The 26288-nt window shown below is 43.1% G+C and carries 22 protein-coding genes, 1 tRNA gene and 2 pseudogenes; 14 read left to right on the top strand and 11 right to left on the bottom strand.

The annotated features are described in order from the left end of the window. From O9300_RS13645 to O9300_RS13635, 3 genes are all read right to left on the bottom strand, one after another. The coding region (locus O9300_RS13645; protein WP_287972170.1) for a HepT-like ribonuclease domain-containing protein at window positions 1-324 on the bottom strand (324 nt) is incomplete at its 3' end. Further along, entirely contained in the window at window positions 321-614 is a 294-nt protein-coding gene (locus tag O9300_RS13640) for a nucleotidyltransferase family protein (protein WP_002760266.1), read from the bottom strand. The genes O9300_RS13640 and O9300_RS13645, both read right to left, overlap by 4 nt. A 204-nt stretch (window positions 615-818) precedes the next feature. Continuing rightward, window positions 819-892, bottom strand: a tRNA-Pro gene (locus tag O9300_RS13635). 71 nt (window positions 893-963) lie between these two features. On the opposite strand from O9300_RS13635, the gene lipA reads away from it, so the two are divergent. After that, complete coding sequence (gene lipA, locus O9300_RS13630; RefSeq protein ID WP_287972175.1) at window positions 964-1869, top strand: lipoyl synthase; 906 nt, start codon at window positions 964-966, stop codon at window positions 1867-1869. Here lipA and rdgB read toward each other — a convergent pair. Next, the gene (gene rdgB, locus O9300_RS13625) at window positions 1832-2425 is read right to left on the bottom strand and encodes an RdgB/HAM1 family non-canonical purine NTP pyrophosphatase (RefSeq protein ID WP_287972168.1); all 594 of its coding nucleotides are present in this window, start codon (window positions 2423-2425) and stop codon (window positions 1832-1834) included. The genes lipA and rdgB overlap by 38 nt on opposite strands. A 177-nt stretch (window positions 2426-2602) precedes the next feature. On the opposite strand from rdgB, the gene O9300_RS13620 reads away from it, so the two are divergent. The 6 genes from O9300_RS13620 (at window position 2603) to O9300_RS13595 (ending at window position 12074) form a co-directional block, all read left to right on the top strand. Then, the gene (locus O9300_RS13620) at window positions 2603-2806 is read left to right on the top strand and encodes a hypothetical protein (RefSeq protein ID WP_287972167.1); all 204 of its coding nucleotides are present in this window, start codon (window positions 2603-2605) and stop codon (window positions 2804-2806) included. Window positions 2807-3217: 411 nt separating this feature from the next. Continuing rightward, the gene (gene dnaK, locus O9300_RS13615; protein WP_287972164.1) at window positions 3218-5380 is read left to right on the top strand and encodes a molecular chaperone DnaK; all 2163 of its coding nucleotides are present in this window, start codon (window positions 3218-3220) and stop codon (window positions 5378-5380) included. 166 nt (window positions 5381-5546) lie between these two features. Further along, window positions 5547-6422, top strand: a complete 876-nt coding sequence (locus O9300_RS13610) for a J domain-containing protein (RefSeq protein WP_061431385.1) — start codon at window positions 5547-5549, stop codon at window positions 6420-6422. 104 nt (window positions 6423-6526) lie between these two features. Continuing rightward, a complete protein-coding gene (locus O9300_RS13605) occupies window positions 6527-7735 on the top strand; it encodes a quinone-dependent dihydroorotate dehydrogenase (protein ID WP_287972163.1) in 1209 nt (402 codons plus the stop codon). 235 nt (window positions 7736-7970) lie between these two features. Further along, window positions 7971-9656: an alkaline phosphatase PhoX gene (locus O9300_RS13600; protein WP_287972161.1), complete on the top strand. Its 1686-nt coding sequence runs from the start codon at window positions 7971-7973 to the stop codon at window positions 9654-9656. Between the two features lie 828 nt (window positions 9657-10484). Beyond that, window positions 10485-12074, top strand: coding sequence for a DUF3352 domain-containing protein (locus tag O9300_RS13595; protein WP_287972159.1), 1590 nt, complete (start codon window positions 10485-10487; stop codon window positions 12072-12074). On the opposite strand, the gene O9300_RS13590 is transcribed toward O9300_RS13595, so the two are convergent. After that, window positions 12048-13295 carry a bifunctional folylpolyglutamate synthase/dihydrofolate synthase gene (locus tag O9300_RS13590; protein ID WP_149978890.1) on the bottom strand — a complete coding sequence of 416 codons (1248 nt, stop codon included), beginning with the start codon at window positions 13293-13295 and terminating at the stop codon, window positions 12048-12050. The two genes, O9300_RS13595 and O9300_RS13590, sit on opposite strands and share 27 nt — an antisense overlap. Before the next feature lie 304 nt (window positions 13296-13599). After that, window positions 13600-14325: a 2-phosphosulfolactate phosphatase family protein gene (locus tag O9300_RS13585; protein ID WP_190719220.1), complete on the bottom strand. Its 726-nt coding sequence runs from the start codon at window positions 14323-14325 to the stop codon at window positions 13600-13602. A 429-nt stretch (window positions 14326-14754) separates the two neighbouring features. On the opposite strand from O9300_RS13585, the gene O9300_RS13580 reads away from it, so the two are divergent. Next, complete coding sequence (locus O9300_RS13580) at window positions 14755-15171, top strand: XisH family protein (protein ID WP_002766354.1); 417 nt, start codon at window positions 14755-14757, stop codon at window positions 15169-15171. After that, entirely contained in the window at window positions 15159-15494 is a 336-nt protein-coding gene (locus O9300_RS13575) for a XisI protein (RefSeq protein WP_002748301.1), read from the top strand. Before O9300_RS13580 ends, O9300_RS13575 begins: the two co-directional genes overlap by 13 nt. A gap of 1054 nt (window positions 15495-16548) precedes the next feature. Here the strand turns inward: O9300_RS13575 and O9300_RS13570 are convergent. Continuing rightward, a pseudogene (locus O9300_RS13570) lies at window positions 16549-17022 on the bottom strand (pentapeptide repeat-containing protein); the annotation flags it as partial. A gap of 93 nt (window positions 17023-17115) precedes the next feature. Continuing rightward, window positions 17116-18276: pseudogene (locus O9300_RS13565) on the bottom strand (pentapeptide repeat-containing protein); the annotation flags it as partial. A gap of 163 nt (window positions 18277-18439) precedes the next feature. On the opposite strand from O9300_RS13565, the gene O9300_RS13560 reads away from it, so the two are divergent. From O9300_RS13560 to recA, 3 genes are all read left to right on the top strand, one after another. Further along, window positions 18440-18613 carry a hypothetical protein gene (locus tag O9300_RS13560; RefSeq protein WP_164502961.1) on the top strand — a complete coding sequence of 58 codons (174 nt, stop codon included), beginning with the start codon at window positions 18440-18442 and terminating at the stop codon, window positions 18611-18613. A 395-nt stretch (window positions 18614-19008) separates the two neighbouring features. Beyond that, the gene (locus O9300_RS13555; RefSeq protein WP_287972156.1) at window positions 19009-19962 is read left to right on the top strand and encodes an aldo/keto reductase; all 954 of its coding nucleotides are present in this window, start codon (window positions 19009-19011) and stop codon (window positions 19960-19962) included. A 127-nt stretch (window positions 19963-20089) separates the two neighbouring features. Continuing rightward, on the top strand, window positions 20090-21157 hold the full coding sequence (gene recA, locus O9300_RS13550) for a recombinase RecA (RefSeq protein ID WP_147069044.1): 1068 nt from the start codon (window positions 20090-20092) through the stop codon (window positions 21155-21157). A gap of 23 nt (window positions 21158-21180) precedes the next feature. Here the strand turns inward: recA and O9300_RS13545 are convergent, their stop codons facing one another. The 3 genes from O9300_RS13545 to O9300_RS13535 form a co-directional block, all read right to left on the bottom strand. Next, the gene (locus O9300_RS13545) at window positions 21181-21777 is read right to left on the bottom strand and encodes a hypothetical protein (RefSeq protein ID WP_287972153.1); all 597 of its coding nucleotides are present in this window, start codon (window positions 21775-21777) and stop codon (window positions 21181-21183) included. 43 nt (window positions 21778-21820) lie between these two features. Beyond that, window positions 21821-22690 carry a bile acid:sodium symporter family protein gene (locus O9300_RS13540; protein WP_287972150.1) on the bottom strand — a complete coding sequence of 290 codons (870 nt, stop codon included), beginning with the start codon at window positions 22688-22690 and terminating at the stop codon, window positions 21821-21823. A gap of 188 nt (window positions 22691-22878) precedes the next feature. After that, a complete protein-coding gene (locus O9300_RS13535; protein ID WP_260324532.1) occupies window positions 22879-23001 on the bottom strand; it encodes a hypothetical protein in 123 nt (40 codons plus the stop codon). 1094 nt (window positions 23002-24095) lie between these two features. Here O9300_RS13535 and O9300_RS13530 point away from each other — a divergent pair. Both O9300_RS13530 and O9300_RS13525 read left to right on the top strand, forming a co-directional pair. Next, the gene (locus O9300_RS13530) at window positions 24096-24569 is read left to right on the top strand and encodes a CRR6 family NdhI maturation factor (RefSeq protein WP_002795611.1); all 474 of its coding nucleotides are present in this window, start codon (window positions 24096-24098) and stop codon (window positions 24567-24569) included. Between the two features lie 94 nt (window positions 24570-24663). Next, complete coding sequence (locus O9300_RS13525) at window positions 24664-25872, top strand: 4-hydroxy-3-methylbut-2-enyl diphosphate reductase (protein WP_287972148.1); 1209 nt, start codon at window positions 24664-24666, stop codon at window positions 25870-25872. Window positions 25873-26288 lie beyond the last annotated feature (416 nt).

Genomic DNA, 26288 nt, shown 5'->3' with positions numbered 1-26288 from the left:
CTGTAAAATAGCTTCGATTTGTTGTTTTAGAGGAGGAATGTCATTTTCAACAATATCCCAAATAATCTCTAGATTGATACGAAAATATTCATGAATAGTTAAGTTTCTTAGATCGCTGGCATCTCGCCAAGGAACTTCGGGGTATCTTGCTTGAAATTCTTGAGAAGTTGCTCTAGCTGCTTCACCAATAATTTGTAAATGATAGACAATCCAAGTTTGAATTAATTCTTGTTGTTCAAACACGGTTTTTCCCTGTGGAGCATACTTTTCTACCCGCTCAATTGCTTCTAAAATATCCCGCAAGCGTTCGGTATCATCTCTCATAGTGGTATTGCTTCTTTAAGTACCCGCTCTCTGATTCTATCTTTAAGTCCCTGTTCGGTAACAATATCAACTTTGCAGCCTAACAAAGCTTCGAGTTCTCGAATTAACGGCAAAGGAAACCAGGGACTTCGACGTTCGCTACAATAATCAATTAATAAATCAATATCGCTTTTTTCGTCAGCTTCTCCCCGTGCGACAGAACCAAAGATTCGCACGTTATTTGCGCCGTGTTTAGCAGCAATAGCAATGATTTTTTCTCGTTTGTTTTTGAGTAATTCCTCAATTTTCATGATCTAAGTAGGTAGGCGTTAAAAGTTGTCAGATACCCCCCTTATCAAGGGGGGCAGGGGGGATCGGCACCCCCCTTATCAAGGGGGGCAGGGGGGATCGAACCTAAAATCCATTTTTAATTTAATTATAACCAGCTACTTACTGACAATTTTTAACACCTATCTACTTAACCATAGAACAGATTACACCTTGATTGTCTTTAATCGGGATGACAGGATTCGAACCTGCGGCCCCTTCGTCCCGAACGAAGTGCGCTACCAAGCTGCGCTACATCCCGAAAATTTTCAGCTAAATTATCATAGCATATTCTGCCTTGAGTGGGTCGAGACTTGCTAGGATATTACAGATATAGGCAAAAATTATCGGAGTAATTCAGGCGTGACGGTAAAACCAGAGTGGTTACGGGTAAAAGCACCGCAATGGCAGCGAGTCGGCAGTGTTAAGGAGGTTTTACGCGATTTAGGCTTAAATACCGTTTGTGAGGAGGCTTCCTGTCCCAATATCGGCGAATGTTTCCACGCTGGGACGGCTACCTTTTTAATTATGGGCCCTGCTTGCACTCGCGCCTGTCCTTACTGTGATATCGATTTTGAGAAAAAACCGCAACCTTTAGACTCCACGGAACCCCTGCGACTAGCGGCAGCCGTGCAACGTCTTGATCTTAATCATGTAGTGATCACTTCTGTCAATCGCGATGATTTGGCCGATGGGGGTGCTAGTCAATTTGTCCGTTGTATCGAGGAAATTCGCCGCATTTCCCCAAAAACAACCATCGAAGTGCTGATTCCCGATCTTTGCGGCAATTGGCAGGCTTTAGCTTTAATTCTTGCCGCTAAACCTGAAGTTTTAAACCACAATACCGAAACTGTTCCCCGTCTCTATCGTCGCGTGCGTCCCCAGGGTGATTACCAGCGTTCTCTAGAATTATTGCAGCGCGCTCGCGCCATTGTTCCCGCTACCTACACAAAATCGGGCATTATGGTGGGATTGGGGGAAACCGACGAGGAAGTGCGCCAAGTGATGGGCGATTTACGGGCCGTCGATTGTGATATTCTCACCATCGGGCAGTATCTGCAACCATCGTCAAAACATCTCGGTGTGCAGGAATTTATCACCCCCGAACAGTTCCACGCTTGGCGCGAATACGGTGAGTCTCTGGGATTTTTACAAATTGTTGCGAGTCCCTTGACAAGAAGCTCTTATCATGCTGAACAAGTCAGGGCCTTAATGAATTTGTACCCGCGAGAGTCTTGAGATGGGGCAGCAATTGCTCAAAAGCTCGTCCTCGGTGGCTAATTTTTCTTTTTAATTCGGGAGACATTTCCGCAAAGGTTAAAGCGTATTCGGGAACATAAAAAATCGGATCGTAACCAAAACCACCTTCACCCCTAGGACTGGTTAAAATTTCTCCCGTGCAGATTCCTGTGGCGCTCAAGGCAATCTCACCATCGGGACGGGCGATCGCAATTACACAGACAAAACGGGCCGAGCGATCCTGATTATCTCCTAATTCTCTGACGAGGCGATCGATTCTTTCTCGATCATTTTCACCGTAGCGGGCCGAGTAAATCCCTGGGGCATTTCCTAACCCGGTTACTTCCAATCCCGAATCATCAGCGATCGACCATTCTCCCAATGTTAGGGCAATTTGAGCAGCTTTTAAATAGGCATTTTCGGCAAAAGTCGCCCCGGTTTCCTCTATCTCTAAATCATCGGGTTTTAACTGCAATTCTAGGTCAATATCAGTTAAGTATTCCCCTATCTCTGCTAATTTACCCGGGTTACTCGTGGCTAGAATTAATTTTTTCATCGAAAATAATCGGTTTGAAACCCCGGCCTAAAAGGACGGCTTGACGTTGAGAATATTTCACTATACACTAAAGCTACAGTAAAAACTTTTAACTCCCTGACTGCTTTGGATCGGACGGACATTTCCCCCTGATTATTGCCAGGATTAAAGTTAAGGATGGGTTCCTTAAAATTCCCATTGACTGAAAGACTCAAAGACAAACATATCAAGGAAGTACAAATACATCCAAAATACTCGGCTCGCTGGTTTGAGATTGAGTATATTTATGAAGATGAAAAAATAGAAACATCTCTTGACTCCGAAAAAGCGATAGCTATGTTGTTAAGGAAGGCAGTAGTCAGGAGATTATTTTATTTATTCCCCCCACTTCCTAATTCCTAATTCCCACACCCTACACCCCACACCCCACACCCCACACCCTACACCCCACACCCTACACCCCACACCCCACACCCCACACCCTACACCCCACACCCTACACCCCACACCCTACACCCCACACCCTACACCCCACACCCTACACCCCACACCCTACACCCCACACCCCACACCCCACACCCTGACCCCAGGAAAAACTTTTTGCCGCAGACCCTATTTAAAACCCCCCAAGCCCGATCGCCAGCGATCACTAAAAGACCACTTCGGTAATCACACCCTCAATCGCCCCGAACCGAGAGCGAGAAACTAAGACAATTCGATACAATATTGTCAACAAGCATTAAGCGATTTAAACTATCGATCGAAGGTAAAAGTCCCGAAGTTATCGAAATCTAGGGGGAGACAAAAACAAGCATGGGTAGAGTAGTAGGCATTGATCTAGGGACAACTAACTCCGTCGTCGCCGTGATGGAAGGCGGAAAGCCAGTGGTCATCGCCAACTCGGAGGGCATGAGAACCACCCCTTCTGTGGTCGGTTTTAATAAAGATGGGGAGTTAGTGGTCGGTCAAATGGCCCGGCGACAAGGGGTACTCAATCCCCAAAACACCTACTATGGAGTCAAACGCTACATAGGTCGTCGCTACTCGGAATTAAACCCCGAATCGAAGCGCGTCCCCTACACCATCCGCCGGGATGAGATGGGCAATATCAAGATTAAATGCCCCCGTCTGCAAAAAGAATTCGCCCCCGAAGAAATTTCCGCCCTAATTTTACGCCGATTAGCCGAAGAAGCCAGCCGTTATCTGGGGGAAGAAGTTACCGGGGCCGTAATCACCGTCCCCGCCTATTTTAACGACTCCCAACGTCAAGCCACCCGGGATGCGGGCCGAATTGCGGGGTTAGAAGTGCTGCGGATTCTCAACGAACCCACCGCCGCCGCCCTGGCCTACGGTCTCGATGAACAAGAAAGCAAGAAAATCCTCGTTTTTGACCTGGGAGGCGGTACTTTTGATGTTTCTATCTTGGAAGTGGGTGACGGCGTTTTTGAGGTGAAAGCCACCAGTGGCGACACCCAATTAGGCGGAAATGATTTCGATAAAAGAATCGTCGATTGGTTAGCCAATCAATTTTTGGAACAGGAAGGCGTGGAGCTGCGCCAAGACCGGCAAGCCCTACAAAGACTCACAGAAGCGGCAGAAAAAGCCAAAATAGAACTGTCTGGGGTCAGCGTCACCGATATTAATCTGCCCTTTATCATCGCCACGGAAGACGGCCCCAAACACATCGAAACTCGCCTGAGTCGGGCCCAATTTGAGGAATTATGCGGTGATTTAATCAGTCGTCTCCGTCGTCCTCTCAAACGGGCCCTTTCTGATGCCGGTTTGTCCCCCGTCCAACTAGACGAAGTGGTACTGGTGGGCGGCGGCACGCGGATGCCGGTGGTTAAGGATTTGGTGCGGAGTTTTATCGATAGGGAACCCAATCAAAATGTTAACCCTGATGAGGTTGTAGCGGTCGGGGCGGCTATTCAAGCGGGAATTTTGGGCGGCGAGGTCAAAGACGTGCTGCTCCTCGATGTTACCCCTTTATCCTTGGGTTTAGAAACCATCGGCGGTGTGATGAAAAAGTTAATCCCCCGCAATACCACTATTCCCGTCCGCAGAGCTGACCTTTTTTCCACTTCCGAAAATAATCAAACTGTGGTGGAAATCCACGTTTTGCAGGGGGAAAGGGAAATGGCCAGCGATAATAAATCCTTGGGACGTTTTAAATTAACCGGTATCCCCCCCGCACCCCGGGGTATTCCCCAAGTGCAGGTGTCCCTCGATATCGATGCTAACGGTATTCTACAAGTCACCGCTAGGGATAAAATGACCGGACGGGAGCAAAGTGTCACCATTCAAGGCGCTTCTACCCTCAGCGAAGGGGAAATTAACCGCATGATCGGCGATGCTGCCCGATTTGCCGAAGCAGATCGTACCCGTCGCGAAAAGGTCGATAAACGCAATCGCGCCCGCTCTCTGGTGGATCAAGCCCAACGACGCTTAAAAGATGTTACTCTCGATTTTGGTAATGAGTTTACCCGTTCCTATCGTCGTCAAATTGAGTCTTTGAGTACGGAAATTATCGACGCTTTGGAGAAAAATGATGACCGTCGCCTTGATCGCGCCCAGGCGGATCTACAGGATGTTATCTATGAATTAAATCGCGAGGTACGGCTACAATACGACGAGGAAGACGAGGGCTTTTTTAGTGCTATTCGCAAGACTTTTACCGGGGATAAGGAAGATGATCTTCCCTCCGAACCGCGCCGCGATCGTTATCGCCAGGATTATCGTCCCAGTACACCGGGTTATCAAAGTGATTATCGACCCAATTATTCGGCTAATCAAGATAGTTATCGCCCCCGCAATCAGGACAATTACTACAATGGCCGCGATAGCGATTGGCAAAGTCCCCCCCCTTCGGAGGAAAAAAGTTATAACAATAGTAAAAGTAACCGCAGCGGCGGCAATCGTTCCCGCAATATTCCCCCCCAAAATAACTGGGATGATGAGGATGATGATTGGTTTTAATCAGTGAGCAGTAAACAGTGATCAGTAAACAGTAAACAGTAAACAGTAATCAGTAAAAAGACAGTGGGAAACTACTATTTAATACTGCTCGCTTAATACATACTGCTCACTTAGAACTCAAATCTGATAACTGATAACTGATAACTGATAACTGATAACTGAATATATGCCACAATTAGTTAATTATTATGATGTTTTAGGAGTATCTCGCACGGCTACTGGTGACGAGATAAAAAAGGCTTTTCGACGACTGGCGCGTCAATATCATCCTGATGTTAATCCGGGGGATAAATCGGCCGAAGAAAAGTTTAAAGATATTAATGAAGCTTATGATGTTCTCTCCGATGAAGAAAAACGGGTTGAGTATAATCGTTCCTTGACAGGAAATAAACGCCGCGGGATACGTCCGGGGGAAAAAGCGAATAGTAACGGTAATGGAAAAATCCCCCGTACAGAACAGGATTTATGGAAGTTTAGAGATTTTAATAACCTTAATACTAAGCGCGCTAAAATTGCCTCCTCTCCCCGTTTAACTCGTCGAGATGTGGAAGCAAAATTAACTTTACCTTTAGAGAAAGCCTATCAAGGTGGCAGACAAAGAATTCGTCTGGAAGATGGTAGATCAATAGAGGTTGATATGCCGGCAGCTATGATCGATGGGCAGAAAATTCGTCTCAAAGGTCAGGGTATTGAAGGGGGTGATTTATATTTAAAAATAACTATCGCTAGGCATCCTTTTTTTAGGATTCAAGGTTCTGATATTGTCTGTCAAGTACCGATTACTCCTAGCGAGGCAATTGTGGGCGGTTTTGTGGAAATTCCTACCATTGACGGGTTAGTTAAAATGATGATTCCTAAGGGATTAAAAAGTGGTCAAAGATTACGTTTGGCTAACAAAGGTTATCCCACTTCCCAAGGAGAAAGGGGCGATCAATTAGTGGAAATTATATTAGTTAATCCTCCCAATCCTAGCCCTGAAGAATTAGAACTTTATCAAAAAATACGGGCGATTGAAACTTTTAACCCTCGTCAAGGTTTATAAAGATTATGCTAGGTGGGTTACGGCAAATTTGAAATTTTTTGTCAAAAACATAACTTGTTCTTGCCTAACCCACCCTACACCTAACCCTTAATTCCTGTCTTTTTATGATCAATATAATTGATACAATTAAACCTTTTTATCCTCTAGCTTTCAAGGCTATTCGGGGCAATTTAGAGGGAACACAAAAACAATTATTAAATACTCTCCAAAAAATCGATCGCTCGCGGGGGGAATTTTGGGGACAATGGTTAATCTCACAATTATCAGAATCCCTCAGTTTTAGCGATTCTCGCCTATCTCAAAGCCTCTGGGGGTTAAATTTCCCCAATCCCGTCGGATTGGCGGCAGGATTCGATAAAGACGGTTTAGGGGCAGGACTTTGGCATAGTTTCGGCTTTGGTTTTGCCGAGGTGGGTGCTGTCACCCTAGAAGGGCAACCGGGCAACCCAAAACCGAGATTATTCCGTTTACCAGAAGATTTGGCGGGATTAAACCGTATGGGGGCAAATAACCTCGGTGCGCCGGTTCTAGCGGCAACTCTCCAACAATCTTGGCAACGACAACCCCGACAGATTCCCATCGGCATTAACCTCTGTAAATCGAAAAATACGCCCCTAGAAAAGGCTCCAGAGGACTATTTAGGCAGTTTTCGCTATTTATTCCCCCATGCCGATTATTTTGTCGTTAATGTTAGTTCTCCCAATACTCCCGGTTTGCGTTCCCTGCAAAGTGGTGAACAACTCGATAAAATCCTCGACATTTTACAAACAGAAAATCAAGGCAGAAAACCCCTATTAGTGAAAATTTCTCCCGATTTAGAATGGGAAGATATCATAACAATTATTGACTTAGCTTTCTCCTATCAATTAGCTGGAATTGTCGCTACTAATACCACCACTAAACGCACGGGATTAAAAACCACAATTCTGCCTGAAACTGGTAAACCAATCACTGAAGAAGCAGGGGGAATTAGTGGGCAACCTTTGCGGGAACGTGCCACGGAAGTGATCAGTTTTATCTATCGGCAAACCCAAGGCAATTTACCGATAATTGGAGTGGGAGGCATTTTTTCTCTCGATGATGCTTGGGAAAAAATTACCGCCGGTGCGAGTTTATTACAGATTTATACCGGTTGGTTATACCATGGTCCTTGGCTAGTATCAAATATTTTACAAGGATTAACAGAAAAATTAGAGGCTAATGGGTTGACTAATATTAATCAAGCGGTGGGAATTAATAATGAACTTCTGCCAAAAATCAAAAATATTCCCTTAGGGAAAGAGTCACAGGCCCGTATTCAGGAGTCAGAATAAGCAAAAGAAAGACATTGTTTACTAGGCTCGATGATTAAATAACAATTGTTAATAGAAAGAATCTAGGTCGTGAGCATCCAGCTTTTTTACAATTGTTTACACAAACATTAATAATTATGACAAAGCATCAGTTCTTAAAGAGTTTTTATTCTCAGGTTATCAATCCCTTAATAAAAGCGTTCTAATCTCAAGAGAGAACGTTTTGTTTCCTTGAGATTAGAGGACTAAAAAATTAATGATTGCTTCACCTTCTAACCCCAAAAATGTTCTAGCGGCAACTCTGCTAACAGTGGGAATTTCCCTAATAAACGTACCGACGGTTTTAGCGCAAGCTCATACTAATACAGGCGGACCGCAGGTGACAGGATTAAATGGTTATAAATATACGCCCCTATTTACAGTGGGTGAAACCATTAACAATTACACTCCCATCGGTATTCTGGATGGAATTGGCGTTATCGATCTAGGAAATGGGACGATTCGTGCCTTGGTCAACCACGAAGTTAGAAATAACCAAGGAGCCTCTTATACCCTGAATCCGGGTACTGCTAACCAGCTTTCCGTGAGAGGAGCAAGAATCAGTTACTTTGACATCGACACCAGTAGTCGTCAAATTATCGGTTCTGGATTAGCCTTCGATAAAATCTACGATCGCTCTTACAATCTAATCACCAGTACCAGTCAATTTGAACTCGCTCCCACCATTGGAGGTTTAGATCGTTTTTGTTCTGGTGCCGCTTTCGGTCGTTATTCCTTCGGTCAAGGGATCGGTTTTGAAGATAATATCTACTTTGCTGGAGAAGAAACCAGCAATGGGACTCAATGGGTTCTCGATCCTACCAATTTCGGTCTCTGGGCTGCCCCAGAAATGGGTCGCGGTGGTTGGGAAAATTGGACAGAAATTGATACAGGTAGAAGTGATCGCATTGCGATGATCGGGGGTGATGATACCGAGTCCGCACCTCTCTATCTCTACATTGGGGAGAAAAACGGGGTCGGAGATGGTAGTTTTCTCGATCGCAATGGTCTCAAACAGGGCAAACTGTATGTTTGGGTAGGCGATAAAGGTGTCGATCCCCGGGACTTTGCTGGTACTGGTAACACCAGTGCCGGACGTTGGGTAGAAGTGGTGAACGAGGGAAATGGGGTTGGTTTTCTCAATGGTTTTGCCACCGATAGCAATCTTCGCGCCCAAGCGGACGCTTTAGGAGCTTTTTCCTTCTCCCGTCCGGAAGATGTTTCGATTAATCCCAGTGATGGTTCCCAAATTGTTCTTGCTTCCACCGGACGCAGTTCTTTATTCAATGGGGCCGATAGCTGGGGAACCGTTTATATCTTCGATAATAATCTGGTTTTCGATCAAAACGGCAATCTCGACACCGCTGCTTCTAGCGTCAGCGCTCGCATTCTCTACGATGGTAATGATGCGGGTGGCGGTCAATTTAGCGGTCCCGATTTTGGGGTGAGAAGTCCTGATAACCTCGATTGGTCCGATGACGGTACTATCTATATCCAAGAAGACCGTTCTTTCTCTGGTTTCGGTCAAACCTCTGGAGAAGAAGCCTCGATTTGGCGACTTGATGCCACCACTGGACGAGCGACACGAGTAGGTCAGATTGATCGTAGTGTTAGTTTACCAGGTGGTCAAACCGACAGCAGCCCCAATGATTTAGGTAACTGGGAAACTTCGGGGATTTTGGATATTACTGAATTCTTTCCTGGCGCTCGACCGGGAGAAAAAATTCTAATTCTCGACGTGCAGGCCCACAGTGTGCGAAATGGCAGCATCGGCGGTCCTAATAATCTTGTCGAAGGTGGTCAATTAGGTTTATTAACTGTCCAAACCCCGGAACCGACTCTCTTCTTTGGTTTAGGTTTCTTTGGTTTATCTGCCTTGGCATTAAAACGGAAACAACGCTAAAACGATAATTTCTTGTAGTTTAGGGGACTGAAAATAATCCAGCCCCTATTTTTTATCATTTTTGGCTCTCTTGGATATTGGGTTAAAAAGGTCTAATACTAAATCCGTTGAGTATAGGCTACATATCAGGAGAGGCAATAGGCAATAGGCAAAAGGAGCAATAGATAATCAGTTTTTAATAACCAGATTTAGTATATAGCGGTTCTCGCATCTGTGCGGCACACTTAAACCTTTGCTGACTAAGCTGTTCAGGATCGGGAATGTACCTCTTGTGAATCAGAAACGCTATAATATAGGTTCATAATAACCTTATTTTTTCAAAAAGCTGTACTTTTCAACGAAATTATTATCATTCTGATAGCTTTTTAAGCATCAGAGTTAACAGCAGTAGTTTTAATATTTTTACATAAATATATTTGAAATAAATGCACCAATTCAGCAACAATATTTTTTAATCTCAACTATTTTCTAATAACAGGGATTTTTCTTGTCTGTATTTCTACATACTTAGTAATCAGAAAATTTTCCAGAATCATGTCCAGTTTAATGATAAAATTAGCCCTTGATGGTGTTCATATCAACAATATTTGAGCATTCTAAGCTGTACTGGATTTAAACTGAGCATTCGATCTGTTAGTACAAATGCCAAAACTCCCTCTCCCTGCTCCCGTACAGTCTTAACGAGTAATTTAGATAGTCAACAGCTTAGTACCTCCAGAAGCTATAATAATATTTAAAGCTTACTAAAGATTAACCAATTCTCGAGGAACTACAACCGCAGACAAATCGATCGCCAAGTATGGAACTTTTTAACCAAACCACAATTCTATGTCAAAAAAATCATTTTTACCCGGTTGTTTAGTCGTCCTAGGGTTAACAGCAGTAACCGCAGGAGGTGTCTATCTTTATCTACGAGGACAACTTCCTTGGCAAAGATTCACCCCCTTAGAATCGGCAAAAGTTATCCCAGAAACTGCCTTTGCTAGTAGTTTTGTCTCCACGGATGCAAAAGCTTGGTCAGTGTTAGCTAAATATGGTACACCAGAATCGCGAACTGCGGTTAGTCAAGGACTAGAAGAATTACAAAAAAATATCTTCACCGATAAGATTGATTATCAACGGGATATCGAACCTTGGATCGGTAGTATTAGCTTTGCTTTCCTTCCCGCAGCTACCCCCGGACAATCGGAATTATTAACGGTTATCGGCATCAAAGATAAAATTAAAGCGTCGGAATTCCAGAAAAAACTAGGACAACAAGTTAATCGCAAAACTAGCACCAGTGACTACAAAGGTGTTAAAATTACTGCTATAGATTGGCAGGATAACACCACTATTTATACTGCTGTTACTGGCGATTTTTTGTTGATATCCTACGATAAAAAGGTGTTAGAAGCAGCGATCAATACCTATCAAGGACAGCCATCTTTTAGCAGTAAACCGGAAGTGAGAAAACTGCTTTCCCAATCCCTCAACCTACCCAATACCCTAGCAACAATTTATATTGATGATTATGCCAAAATCTTGGGACCAGATGCTAATTTATCCCCCCAAAGTCGGCAAGAATTAGCAAAAATTCAAGATATTGTCGCAGGAGTGGGTGTCACCGATACGGGATTACAATTACAAATGGTGGCTAAACTTGCTCCTGAAACTATTTCTAACCTACCTTCCCCTAGCAGAAATCAAGTTTTAAATTATTTACCCGGAGATACCATCGCACTCTGGAGTGGGAATAATCTTAAACAGGGATGGGAAGAAGCAGAAAAACAGTCCCAAACTAACCCAGAATTACAAGTTTTTCTGCGTCAGATCCGTGAGAATTTTCAGATGGCAACCCTTGACGCGGATAAAGAAGTTTTTAACTGGATGGATCGAGAATTTGCCTTTGGAATTATCCCCAACCAGCAAGCGGTGGGAGGGTTAGGTTTTGGGGGAATGATGATCTGGCAAACCGGCGATCATAAAGCGGCAAAAACTACCCTCGATAAGTTAAATGAATTGGTGAAAACTGTTCCCTTTATCACCATAAAAAACAGTCAAATTTCTGGCCAAGATGTGACTGAATGGAAAGCGGAAGAACAAGCTATTTTAACCTATGCTTGGCCTAATAATGATACCCTAAAAATGACCGTCGGAATTCCCTATCAACCGCAACCGAATCAACCGATTAGCAAAAGTGAGAATTTCCAAGCATCGATCGCAAATTTGCCTAAAAATAATCTCGGTTATTTTTTCATCGATGTGGAGCAAATTATCGCTAAAGCAGGGGGAATTAATAATCTTCCTGCCGGGGAATTAACCCCAGAAGCAAAGGCCTTTTTAGAATCGGTACGCGGGATCGGAATTACTGCCACTATGCCTGATAAAACCACCAGTAAAATTGATGTTTTATTTTCCCTGAAACAAACTCCCTAAAAAGTAACCGACTAGATAAAGCGATCCACAGAGAATTATCTGACTATCGGCAGATTCTTGGATTGCTTTTTTTAGTCCTAAAAATACATCGGAACAAGTCTCTAGGTGAGATAATTCTGGACAAATTGAAGCCGCTAATTCCGCTAAGGTTTCAGGATTGGCACTGCTATGATCTGGGACAGGAACTAAATATAAACTATCGCCTTTTCTTAATAAAGCTTGGAATATTTCTCGATGATCTTTAGTCGATAAAATACCCATCACCCAGATAATTTTTGGAGCCTTTAAACTATCTACATACTGCCTTAAACCAATAGCAGCAGCGGGATTATGAGCGCCATCTATTAAAATTTCTCGCTGACACCAATTAACGGTTTGTAAACGTCCTAACCAGCGAGTTTTTGCCATTCCTTCTTGCACGACTTCATCGCTAATTTGCCAACCTTGCTGACGTAAAATATTAACAACAGCGATCGCTATAGCCGAATTAGTTAATTGAAAATCTCCCGCTAAGGATAAAGGATATTCTAACCCTTGATATTTAGCACGATTATCAGCAATTTTTTCGGCAGCTTCTACCCATACCGTCGGACAATTTAACAGCTTGATTCTCTCCCTAACTACCCCCTGCGCTGATTCCGGTAATTGTCCGATAACTGCGGGACAATTCGCTTTTAATATCCCCGCTTTCTCCCCGGCAATATCGGCAACCGTCGGCCCTAAATTTTGCCAATGTTCCCGACTAATAGAAGTGATGACAGTAACCAAAGGTTGAGCGCAAACATTAGTCGCATCTAATCTTCCTCCCAAACCCACTTCCATCACGGCAATATCCACCTTTTCCCGGGCAAAATACAGCCAAGCAGCGGCAGTAATTACCTCAAATTGAGTAGGACTTTCCTGCTGGGGATCGATAAGCGATTGTAGATCTTTAAGCAGGTTTTCTAAAGTGGCGGTTTCAATATTTTCGCCATTAATAGAGATTCTTTCTGTCCAATCAATTAAATGGGGAGAAATATAACGTCCGACTTTGTAACCGGCAGTGCTGAGAATAGAAGATAGATAGGCACAAACCGAACCTTTGCCATTAGTTCCCGTGACATGAATAATCGGAATTTTATCTTGGGGATTGCCTAAAATCTCCAGCAGATTTTTTATTCTTTCTAAACCGAGATTGACACCAAAACGCTGAAAAGGTTGCAGTAAAGAATCGATAGTCATGGTTAGCAAACTATAAATAGGGTTTGCGGCAAAAAGTTTATTGGTGGGGGTAGGGTGTGGGGTGTGGGGTGTGGGGTGTAGGGTTTTACCGATTTTCATCTGCTCAATTACCTAATTTTCAGGGAAAAAGTACCTGAATTTTCCCCCTGATCACTCCCAGACGAGGCACTTTTGGATTTCAAAAAGGTCTAAAAGTTTTATTCAACAAGGTTTTTAGATTTATTCAGCAGACCCTAAATAAAGGAATCCGGCTAGGATCGATGCTCCTACCGGCACGGATGACCCTTTCTGTGGGTGATAATGTCTAAAGTTTGACTAAAATGCTCGGTTCTTTTTGGATCGGTAAAACATCAAGAGAGTCAATATTAGCGCAGTATTTTAAATCTTCTTGACAGTGGAGACGCAAGAGGCGCTGACCGTGACTACAACTGTGGAACATTCCTAAAAGATCATTTTGCCATTGACGATAAAGAGCGATCGCGGCGATCACCTCATCATTCCCGATCGCCATTTGCCCCGATTGTTCTTGTAGCGCATCGGCGATCGCTCCAGCACAGGCCGTATCTTCCAGAGAATAACCCCCTTCCCAACCAGAGCCAACAATCCAGACGGTATCGGGCTGCTTATCCAATAAGTAATTAACGGCAGCTTGCCGATTGATCATGGCCGCAGTGATCACGATTGGGGATTCTTCCACTCTTTGCAGAGCGCGAGTGCCGTTAGTGGTACTGATAAACAGACGACGACCTTTCATTAAATCAGGGGTACAATCGAGGGGAGAATTGCCCAGATCGCAGCCTTCTACTTTCGCGCCACCTCTTTCTCCTGCTCGGAGACGTTTTTCCGGTTGCCAGGTATCGCTCACCTGCATCAGGGTTTTCAGATCGCTAAAGGTTTGCACTGCTTCCGCACCGGCATTGAGGGCAGTGGCGATCGTGGTTGTCGCTCTTAAAACATCGATAACGACGGCGCAATCGGGTAGAGTATGGACGGGGGTAAGTTCGGGAGTATGATAAATGAAAACCTGCACGAGTTATACCAAGTAAAAAGTAAAAGGGGAAATAAGCTCAACATACCGCCGCTCGGCGTCGCGCTGGCAGAAGAAAGACAAGGCCGATTTTATCACAAATGTCGGGGTGAAGACCGTTCGGCGGCAGGGTAAGCTCACCGTCGAAGTCTTCGCCGAACGTCCGAACGTCAAAATAGCCCTTAAAGTTTTGCCCGATAAGCATTTCACGACTCCATAAGCAAAAATTATCACACAAAGTCGAGAAGAGCCAATTACTCGTTCAAATGGGTCGATTTCGTAACTATTTTGATTGACTGGTATCACTTGAAATGCCCACGCGGATCACAAAATTGGCCAATTGTCAATAGGGTTTGAGATGCTCTCAGCCTGTCGCTCGTCATGACTAAATGTTATAATTAATAATTATTATGCCTGCTAACTTCAAGATTCATGTCTGCTAAAGATCGTTTTCATGGTGCAGTGAGAAAAGGATTAGAAAAAGAGGGTTGGATCATTACAGATGACCCTTTAAGGATTGAAGTGGGTGATGTAGAAATGTATGTCGATTTAGGAGCAGAGCAACTGATAGCCGCAGAAAAAGATAATGAAAAGATAGCCGTTGAAATTAAAAGTTTTATCGGTAAATCCAGCATTTCAGAATTTCATACTGCCATTGGACAATTCTTTAATTATCGTGTTGCTTTAGAAGAAAAAGAACCTAAAAGACAGTTATATTTAGCTGTTCCCTTAGATATTTATTATAGTTTTTTTGAATTGCGATTTATTCAAACTGTCGTTAAACGATTTCAAATTTACCTGATTATTTATGATCCGATTGGGGAGGTAATTGTCGCATGGAAAAATTAGAACAATATCGTCACTATGTCAAGCAAGTCATTACTGAATATTCTCAGATAGGTTCATCTAAAGATCCGATTGAACAACAATTGATTTTTGATACAGTTGGAGATCACTATCAATTGATGTATGTTGGCTGGAAAAATAGACGAAGATATCATGGTTGTGTTTTGCATCTCGATATTAAAAAAGGTAAAATCTGGATACAACATGATGGCACTGAGGTGGGAATTGCCAATGAATTAGTTAATTTAGGTGTTCCTAAAGAAGATATTGTTTTAGCCTTTCATGAACCCCTAGTCAGAGAATATACAGGGTTTGCGGTGGGTTAATCTTAATCCGAGAAAGTTGACAACATTATTGTCATAAGTAGGTAGGCGTTAAAAATTATCAGACACCCCCCTTATCAAGGGGGATCCCCCCGCCTATCGGCACCCCCCTTATCAAGGGGGGCAGGGGGGATCGAACCTAAAATCCATTTTTAATTTAATTATAACCAGCTACTTAAAATAGGTTCAACAGGAGAAAAATTTAGAAAGATTATCGAAAACAATTGACAAAAATCTCAGCAATGTCTGTCCGACGGCAATTGTTGAAACCACGGAAGTTAGCACTAACAATTAGTCAAAGCGCAAAATTCGCCTAACCTAATCATAGCTTAGGCGACAAACAGGATCAGCAAGAGACTTCGATTTTTTGACCTTGCTGATCTCTGTATTTCTTTGTTAACAAAACTTAACAATTATCGCCAAAATTTTGCTTGCTTTTATCGGGAGATTTTGGGATAATATTTTTAAAGGATTTTATTCACAATGGAAATCTTTGCGTCTAAAAAAAATTTTGCACAGATTCCCATTATATAAAAAGCATAGCGCAAGTCGCCGGCAAAGTCAAGTCCTTTCCCATTAATTATGGGTGGGAATTTCCCGGAATCAAAAAAGGGGGTTAGTGGAGGACAGGTGTTGGGGAGATTTTTGCTGTGTTCGGTGAACAGTTATCAGGTAGAACTGGGGAACCAGATACAAAACTTAACAATTATCGGCAAAATTTTGCTTGCTTTTCTCGGCAGATTTTGCGATAATATTTTTAAAGGATTTTATTCATAATGGAAATCTTTGCGTCTAAAAAAATTTTGCACAGATTCCCATTATAAGAAAAGCATAGCGCAAGTCGCCGGCAAAGTCAAGTCCTTTCCCATTAATTATGGGTTGGCTGAAAAAGTAAGGGCGATCGCCGGTTAAGATACAAGGTTTTTGAGCCACCAGCTTGAAAATCTTGCAGCTGCTTGGTCAAACAGGCCGCCAAACCCCTTATCTCGTCTATATTTCACATTTATTCAGCCAACCCCACCTAAATCTCTGCCGAAGGTGGAGATCAAAGGCTGTTTTAAACTAATACTTTACTGCGATCGTTAGAATTATCCCCAAAAATTGCCCCTCGTCGAATCAAATCCTGTTTTTGTTCAGGGGTGATCCCCGTTGCACCGATAAAGATAGCCTTTTTAACTTCCGCCGCACTCAGGTTAGCATCACTCAGGTCAGCCCTTCTCAGGTCAGCCCCACTCAGGTTAGCCCCACTCAGGATAGCCTCTTTCAGGTTAGCCCCACTCAGGTCAGCCTCAATCAGGATAGCCCCTCTCAGTTTAGCCCCACTCAGGTTAGCCCCACTCAGGTTAGCCTCAATCAGGTTAGCTGCACTCAGGTTAGCCTCAATCAGGATAGCCGCACTCAGGTCAGCCCTTTTCAGGATAGCCGCACTCAGGTCAGCCCCACTCAGGTCAGCCTCACTCAGGTCAGCCTCACTCAGGATAGCCCCACTCAGGATATACCCTCTCAGGATATACCCTCTCAGTTTAGCCCCTCTCAGGTCAGCCTCTTTCTGATTAGTCCTTTCAAAAATGGGCTGGGGTAAGTTAGGTTTTTTAATAGATTCAATTAGTTTATTGTTAATTTCTTTAGATGCTTCATTAGAAGTATCCCCAAAAATTGCCCCTCGTCGAATCAAATCCTGTTTTTGTTCGGGAGTGATACCCGTTGCATCGATAAAGATAGCCTTTTTAACTTCCGCCGCACTCAGGTTAGCATCACTCAGGTCAGCCCCTCTCAGTTTAGCATCACTCAGGTTAGCCCCACTCAGGAAAGCCCTTCTCAGGTCGGCCTCAATCAGGTTAGCCTCACTCAGGTCAGCCCCTCTCAGTTTAGCATCACTCAGGTTAGCCCCACTCAGGTCAGCCCCACTCAGGAAAGCCCCTCTCAGGTCAGCCCCACTCAGGTCAGCCCCACTCAGGTCAGCCCCTCTCAGGTCAGCCCCTCTCAGGTTAGCATCACTAAGGTTAGCCCCACTCAGGTTAGCCTCACTCAGGAAAGCCCAAATCAGGTCAGCCCCTCTCAGGTCAGCCCCTCTTAAATCAACTTGTTGTAGAGTTGTCTTATCGCTTGTTCCCTCTCGAATTGCCTTAATTAATTCGGCTTTTTCAATAACTTTTGCATCTGTAGTGAACTCGGCTTTTGTGACGACAATTTCGGGTATATCGTCTGATTTATGTTTATTGAGAAGGGCTTGCAATTCCCCCGATTGATGTAAATCTGCTAGGCGCTGGAGTCCATCTTCTGAACCTTCTAAAAATAGCCGAATACTGCCTTTAAGTTTCATAATAGGCTTGATCGTGTTGTCTTTGGCGATTTTTTGAATAAGGTTGTTAATCTTATCAATTTTCTCTGGTGTCAGGTCGTCTATCCCTACCTCAATAACTAATTCAAGAACTTTATTTGATTGCTGAGTTTGAGGTTTATTGTTATGATCAAATGTCTGAGGATTATCTCTATACCTTGTTACAGCACTAATCAGATTATTCTTTTCAATCTTTTCACCTAGTGGCTTTGACAGTATTTCAAATAAAGCAGAAGCTGCATTTTTGATTGATTGTTCTTGTTGACAAACTTCTTCTGCTAGAGTAGCATAAGTTTTACTTTCACAAATACCTTTTAATATTTTTGTCTCCAAGTCTGTTAATCCCTTGTTTGTATGCTTTTTTTTCAGATCATTAACCAGCATTTCTAATTCAGTCCATGAAAGGGGTTTATTTTCAGTCATTTTTAGTTCATTTATCATCATTTTTTAAGGGTAACAGGACTTAAGATTACTTTTCAGTACCTTGTCAGGTTACTTGAGAGTACCTAAAAAAAGTACCATTTTCATGACTTTTGAGTAACGACAAATAATCAGATTTTTTTTAATCTAAAGATAGTTCACCTCCTAAGTAAAAGGATTGATGATTATGTATAAATATTGGTTAAAGTACAGAGAAGACCTTGTCAGTCTTGCCAAAATTATCAGCACCATATTTGCGATCGCATCATTTTTAGGCTTCTCTTTTCCAGAGAAATTTCAACCTACTCCCTGCCAACCGACGGCAATTGTTGAAACCACGGAAGTTAGCACTAACAATTAGTCAAAGCGCAAAATTCGCCTAACCTAATCATAGCTTAGGCGACAAACAGGATCGGCAAGAGACTTCGATTTTTTTACCTTGCTGATCTCTGTATTTCTTTGTTAACAAAACTTAACAATTATCGGCAAAATTTTGCTTGCTTTTGTCGGGAGATTTTGCGACAATATTTTTAAAAGATTTTATTCATAATGGAAATCTTTGCGTCTAAAAAAAATTTGCACAGATTCCCATTATAAAAAAAGCATAGCGCAAGTCGCCAGCAAAGTCAAGTCCTTTCCCATTAATTATGGGTGCGAATTTCCCAGAATCAAAAAAGGGGGTTAGTGGGGAGTCAGACCAAATATAGGTTACACTTCAACTTTAAATGAGAAACGCTGTCATTCTTTGTAGGGAATATGACTAGACAAACCGCTAATCTCGGACAAACAGGAATTGCCGTCAGTGCCTTGGGAATCGGGACTTGGGCATGGGGAGATAAACTATTCTGGAACTATGGCAAGGAATACGGAGCTAGTCAGGTAGAGGAGGCCTTTAAAGCGGCAGTAGAGGCAGGAATCACCTTTTTTGACACTGCCGAAGTCTATGGACTGGGGGAATCGGAACGACTCTTAGGAAAATTTACCCAACAGACCGATATTCCCATCGATATTGCCAGCAAATTTGCCCCCGTACCGTGGCGATTGGGGGCGAATGCGGTGCATAATGCCATTACCGAGAGCTTAAACCGTCTAAAAACCGATAAAATTACCCTTTACCAAGTACATTGGCCCTTCACCTTCCTAATTAGCCAAGAAACCCTAATGAATGCCCTAGGGGAAGAAGTAAAACGCGGCCGGATTGGTTCCGTGGGTGTAAGTAATTATTCCGCCGAGCAAATGCGTCAAGCAAGCCAGATTTTGGCGAAAAAAGAGGTTCCCTTAGCGGTCAATCAGGTGCAGTATTCGCTTTTGTATCGCAAAATAGAAACTAAGGCAATTTTAGCCACGGCCAAGGAATTAGGTGTCACCATCCTCGCCTACAGCCCCCTCGCTCAAGGACTACTGACGGGTAAATATAGCCCAGAAAGCCAGAATTTGCCCGATGGAGCCAGAAAAGTTGACTCGCGGTTCAAAAAAGAAGGTTTGGAGAAAATAGCCCCAATTTTAAGGGTAATGCAAGAATTGGGCGAAAAATACCAAAAAACCCCCGCACAAGTCGCCCTCAATTGGTTAATCGCCCAAGGGGATGTGATTCCCATTCCGGGGGCAAAAACCGCGGCCCAAGCGAGGGAAAATGCCGGGGCGTTAGGATGGAGTTTAGAAGCGCGAGAGGTGACGCAATTAGAACAGATGAGCCGGCCTTGGCTGTAAAAATCAAAACTTTTGATTTTTGATCACCATTCTGGAAAAAGTCTCTAACTTTTTGGTGATCAAGATTAAAACAGGCTACAATCTTTGCATACTGCTGTACTACTTAAGAAAACTGGGGAGAAAATTAATGGCGACAATGACAAGTAATCCCGATCGAGATAAAGCCTTAGGCCTAGTCTTAAATCAAATCGAGCGCAACTTTGGCAAAGGTTCGATCATGCGTTTGGGAGACGCCACCCGGATGCGGGTAGAAACCGTGCCTAGTGGTGCTTTAACCCTAGATATGGCGTTGGGTGGCGGTTTACCGAAAGGCCGCATCGTCGAAATTTACGGGCCGGAAAGTTCTGGAAAAACCACCTTAGCCCTCCATGCGATCGCAGAAGTGCAGAAAGCTGGGGGAGTGGCGGCCTTTGTCGATGCGGAACACGCTTTAGATCCCACCTATTCGGAAGATTTAGGGGTAGATATCAATAATTTACTGGTGGCACAACCGGATACGGGGGAGGCTGCCTTAGAAATAGTTGACCAGTTAGTGCGTTCTTCGGCCGTGGATATCGTTGTCATCGACTCGGTGGCCGCTTTAGTACCCCGGGCGGAAATTGAGGGGGAAATGGGGGATAATCAGGTGGGTTTGCAGGCCCGTTTGATGAGTAAAGCCCTGCGAAAAATTGCTGGTAATATTGGTAAATCGGGTTGTGTGGTGATTTTCCTCAACCAACTGCGGCAAAAAATCGGTGTCACCTACGGCAATCCTGAAGTGACCACCGGAGGAACGGCCTTAAAATTCTATGCCTCGGTGCGTTTAGATATCCGTCGCATTCAAACTTTGAAAAAAGGCACGGAAGGAGAATACGGAATTCGGGCTAAAGTTAAGGTGGCTAAAAATAAAGTCGCGCCTCCTTTCCGGATTGCTGAATTTGATATTATCTTCGGTAAAGGCATTTCCCAGGTGGGTTGTATGCTCGATATCGCCGAACAAACTAACGTAGTTACTCGTAAAGGGGCATGGTATAGCTATAATGGCGAAAATATTGCCCAGGGTCGCGATAATGCCGTTAAATATCTCGAAGAAAGGCCAGAAGTAGCGGCAGAAATTGAGAAGTTATTGCGGGATAAATTAGACATGGGTTCGGTTCCTTTCCCCACGGAACCTGCCGATGAGGACGAGGGGGACGATGAGGAACCAGAAATCTAAAAGAAGAGGGTTTTAGGTCTTGGTTATCCCCCTATTTTGGGGGATTTTTTAGCTTCAGAATCGATAGATTTAGCGGCTTCTAACCATGATTGTAAACCTTTTTTAGTCGGTGTTCCTTTAGTGGTAAAAGTCCATAGATCTCGTTTATGTTGGGGTCCGTAGCTGATATGAATCGGGCGATTAATTCCGTAAAAATAGAGAGAATCAAAGGGTAATTTTTGGGTTAAAATCCAATCTATCAGGCGATCGCTAGTTAAATTGATAATCCGAAAATCACAGGCTGCCCCCAATCGCTGACAATAATATTGACCTTTTTGATTAATTTCGTGGGCGCAATGTTGATCGCGACTGGGATCGATTCTACCGTTTTTTAAGCCAGTGATTGGGTCTTTTTTTTGGAGAAATTTTCTCAGATCATTGGAACAAAATCCATAGGTTAATTGGAATTTTTCTCGACCAAAATTATCAATAATTGGATCGATAATAAAGTGAGCGAGATTTTGCCAAGCGTTTATCGTTGCGGTATTTTTTGGGTAGGGATCGATTTGTGCTGCGTACTTTTGATAGGTTTGGGAACAGGTAGATAATTCTTCTAGGGTTAAATATTTACCAATTAACATAATCAGTTATCAGTTTTTAGCTAGATCCTATCACCCGATTTAGCTATTTTACCAAAGCTGCTTTTTTGCGACCATAATAAACAGCGATAAAAGCGCTGACATACATCCATAAACTATAGACCATTGCGGGAATGGCCAGATCGGGATTCTTTAATAAACCGGCAGTGATGCCAATAGCTAAAGTGCCGCTTTGAATACCCACTTCAATTGCAATACAAATTCTTTGGGGAATAGTTAATTGAAATAAAAGACCACTGAAAAAGCCAATTAGGGAAGCAATCGTATTTAAAATGATCACTGCGATGCCAGTTTGAGCGATAAATAAAGGTAAACGTTGCCATTCTCTCAGGATTAATAAGCAGATAATAACCGCTAGAAAAATCACGGCTAAACGATTAGTTATCGGTTCCAGACTTTTGGCCAGTAAAGGGAAGTAATGGCGGATAGTCATACCCATAACCAGGGGTAAAACTATAATCAAAAATATCTGCGCCATAGTGGAACCAATGGGTAGGGAGATAGCGGCACTTTCACCCATAAAATGCTGGAGAATGAAACTAGCTAAAAAAGGTATTGTGAAAATGGTGATGATGCTGCTAAAAGCGGTTAAAGTAACAGAAAGGGCCACATCTCCCTTAGCTAAATAGGTTAAAACATTGGAGGAAGGACCGCCTGGACAAATGGCGACAATCATTAAACCGACGGCAATTTCTGGCCGGAGAGGCAAAAGAGAAGCAATAATAAAGCCGACGATCGGTAGAATAATAATTTGATTGACTAAACCGATCAGGACTGCTTTGGGATAACGGGTGATACGCTGAAAATCGGCGAGAATTAATCCCAATCCCATGCCTAACATTAAAACGCCTAGGCCAACGGGTAAGAGGATATTAGTAAAAAAGTCGGCTTGCATGGGATAAAAGCGGAGAAGACGAGCTTATTTTCCCATAAATTGACTAATTTATTCGTGTCCCTAGTTACCGATTTTGCTGACTAAAAAACCCCCGGTGTGCAGGGGAGATTAAATTGTAGGAGAAATTCAACCCTGGGGATTTTAGTCCAGTTTCCCTTCCCGCTCCGGGATGATATCCTAGTTATACTTCAGTTGCTTGGTGGCAACCATGGGATCACAGCTAGGGAACTGCTGATGCGACTGCCACTTTCGACACCACCAATGCCTAGGGAATGTTGCCGCAGGACTTCCATCAAAAATAACGAGGGCAAATTTTCCTTCTAAATCCCGCAGTCCTTGAATTCCTTTCTGTTGATAAATTGCTAGGGCGATCGAGGTGGTAGATTTTTGGTGAACGATAGGTGAGTTTTTGCGGTGTTTTCCCTTCTAGATCGAGGGACAGTTTTTTGTCATCTAAGTTGTGTGTAAACATAGCAACCCTCCAGATCTCTACAGTTCTATTGTACCTTTATTCCTGGTTCGAGTGCCGGGGACTGTAATAATGTGTATTGTTCGTCAGAGAAGACTCAACCGTTGTTTGTTTTAAAGGTAGTCGCAAGTGTAAGCGGATTAATTTTCCTTAGCTTGTTGACCGATTCCCTCAGCACGATTACCGGTTTACTCTTTGCCTCTTTGTGCGATCGAGTTCGAGGATTTCTCTAGGGTAAAGTAATTGATAAAGTAGCTAATTTCCCCGATATCACTCTCTTTGATAATCCCGATTGATTGAACTTAATTAAGTTAACGGAAAAAGGGTTAAATTCTCTAGAATAATTATCCTGAGAATTGGTCATTTTTGAGGAACAGACTGCCTACCTTGCTGCTAATCGAGAATAGGAAATCTATCAATAGTAATTAGTCATCGATTAGCTCTTTGTCAAGGGGAACTGATGAGCAAACGAGGACAATATCACCTTATGTTTACCCGTCAAGCTAATAGTTATCAATAACCTGAGTTCCCGATTTTGCCGAGTAAAAAACCCCCAGTGTTCAACCGAGGTTAAATTGTAGGAGAAATCCAATCATGAGGATTAAACCTCTTGCATAATTAATTTTTGATGGTTCAAAAACGGCAAAAATAAGGATTAAATTGCATAAAATTTGTAAATAGACCATTTAATTGATTATTATTCATTCTTAATTCTCCTGACTACTGACTACTGACTACTGACTCCTAACCCTAACAACAATTTTTGATTTTTACAAGAGGTCTATTTTAGTCCAGTTTCCCTCTCTCGCTCCGGAGTGAGAGAATAGTCATACTTAGTTTTTTTGTCCCGATCGAGAGTATTTTCTGAGATAGATCATTGCCGATCTGGGGATAAAAAACCGTAATTTCGCCCGATATAACCTTTTATTTGCCCCTATGACTGTCAAAATCGCTCTTAACCCCAATCAGATTCAAAATCTGGATCTATCATCTTTAGAGACTATTATTCAAGATTATCGGTCCCGATCAGCGATCGCCGAACTGGAACAAGCTCTACAATTAGAGATAGATTATCCTCGCGCGGAGGGTGATATGCGGGAATTATCGGAGATAGCGGAAGTTAGGCTGTGGTTTCTGCGTTTAGATGCGGTTTATCCCTGGTTAATTTTTATTCTTGACCCAAAACAGGGAGAAATCGCCCGTTATGCTGCTATGTTGGTCCCCCATCAATTCCATCGCGGGGAAGGAATTCAATATAATCCCGAAGCTTTAGAGATTTTTGTGATGCAAAAACTCTTTATTTTGTCTGATTGGCTGAAAAGTCAGCAAATTCCTGCTTTATCTCGCTTAAAATTTTTCGCTCAACAGTTTGGTTACGATATCGACGAGGAATTTCTCTCTAGTCTCTAAAAGCCTCCTGCGCTGACTAGATAAGGTATTTTTAATATATGGCAAGCTACTGTCTCGCCCAATTTAGCGCCACCAATACCCCTATCAGAGAATCATGGATACAAAATCCTTTAAACGTACCCTACAGCAATCGGATAACTATAACCGCAAGGGATTCGGTCATAAAGAGGAAGTAATGGATGCGATGACCAATGAGTATCAAAGCGACCTGATCCAAGAAATTCGTGAAAATAATTATCGTTTACAACGGGGGGACGTGACGATCTATCTCGCTCAAGCTTTTGGTTTTTGTTGGGGGGTAGAACGCGCTGTCGCCATGGCCTACGAAACTCGTCAACATTTTCCCCAGGAACGTATCTGGATTACTAACGAAATTATTCACAATCCCTCGGTTAATCAGCGTCTGCGCTCCATGGCCGTGGGTTTTATTCCGGTCGAAAATGGCCAAAAAGACTTTACTGTGGTGGAATCGGGGGATGTGGTGATTTTACCTGCTTTTGGGGCCAGTGTCTCGGAAATGCAAATACTTAACGATAAGGGTTGCATGATTGTGGATACTACTTGTCCCTGGGTTTCTAAGGTGTGGAATTCCGTGGAAAAGCACAAAAAAAGCGACCACACTTCGATTATTCACGGCAAATATAATCACGAAGAAACGATCGCCACTAGCTCTTTTGCCGGCACTTATCTAATCGTTTTAAATTTGGCTCAAGCTAATGATGTCGCTAATTATATTCTCCACGGTGGCGATAAAAATGAGTTCTTAGAGAAGTTTAAAAATGCCCATTCCCAGGATTTCGATCCCGATCGCAATCTAGATTATATCGGTATTGCCAATCAAACCACGATGCTGAAAAGTGAAACGGAGGAAATTGGCAAACTCTTCGAGCATACTATGTTGAGAAAGTACGGACCGATCGATTTTAAAGATCATTTCATGAGTTTTAATACCATCTGTGATGCCACTCAAGAGCGTCAAGATGCCATGTTTGAACTGGTGAAAGAACCGCTTTCTTTAATGGTGGTAATTGGCGGTTATAATTCCTCTAATACCACTCACCTACAGGAAATAGCGATCGAGCGTGCCATTCCCTCCTATCATATCGATAGTGCCGAGCGCATTCTCCCCGGTAATCGCATCGAACATAAACCTTTAGGGGACGATTTAATCATCACTGATAACTGGTTAAATGAGGGAAAAATTGTCGTCGGAGTGACTTCTGGCGCTTCCACTCCTGATAAGGTGGTAGAAGAGGTAATCGAGAAAATTTTTGCGCTCAAATCTTCTTTAGTCCCCGGTTAATTAGCCTAGGTGTGTTAGCCTTTAGCAATGGCTGCATCTCATAGCAAAAATAGGAGATGCAGCTGATATTTTTCTCAGTGGGATTGCTCAGAAACTAACTACCGCAATCTTGACATTGACGTTAGAACCGTTGGATTCTTCTCGTTGAGTGTATCTCATATTTGCAGAAATACCGACAATCAGCAATTATCAGCTTCTGAAGGCAAGAGGCAAAAGACAGAATCTGACAATTCTCCTACCTAAAAAGAAGGTTAGAAACTAGGCACATCAAAGCTTTTAGCTTAACCAATTAGGTCTTAGATTCGGTCGAGTGACTTTTAAATTATTACAGATATATCAGCAGCTGCGTGTAAGCATCCCACCGAAAAACTAATGCGCGAGGGGTTTGGGGACGGCGCTTGCGTCCCCAACGGGGG

The organism is Microcystis sp. LE19-195.1E (assembly GCF_027532095.1).
In the GTDB taxonomy this organism is placed as follows: domain Bacteria; phylum Cyanobacteriota; class Cyanobacteriia; order Cyanobacteriales; family Microcystaceae; genus Microcystis; species Microcystis aeruginosa.
This window is presented reverse-complemented; position numbering and strand designations above follow the sequence as displayed.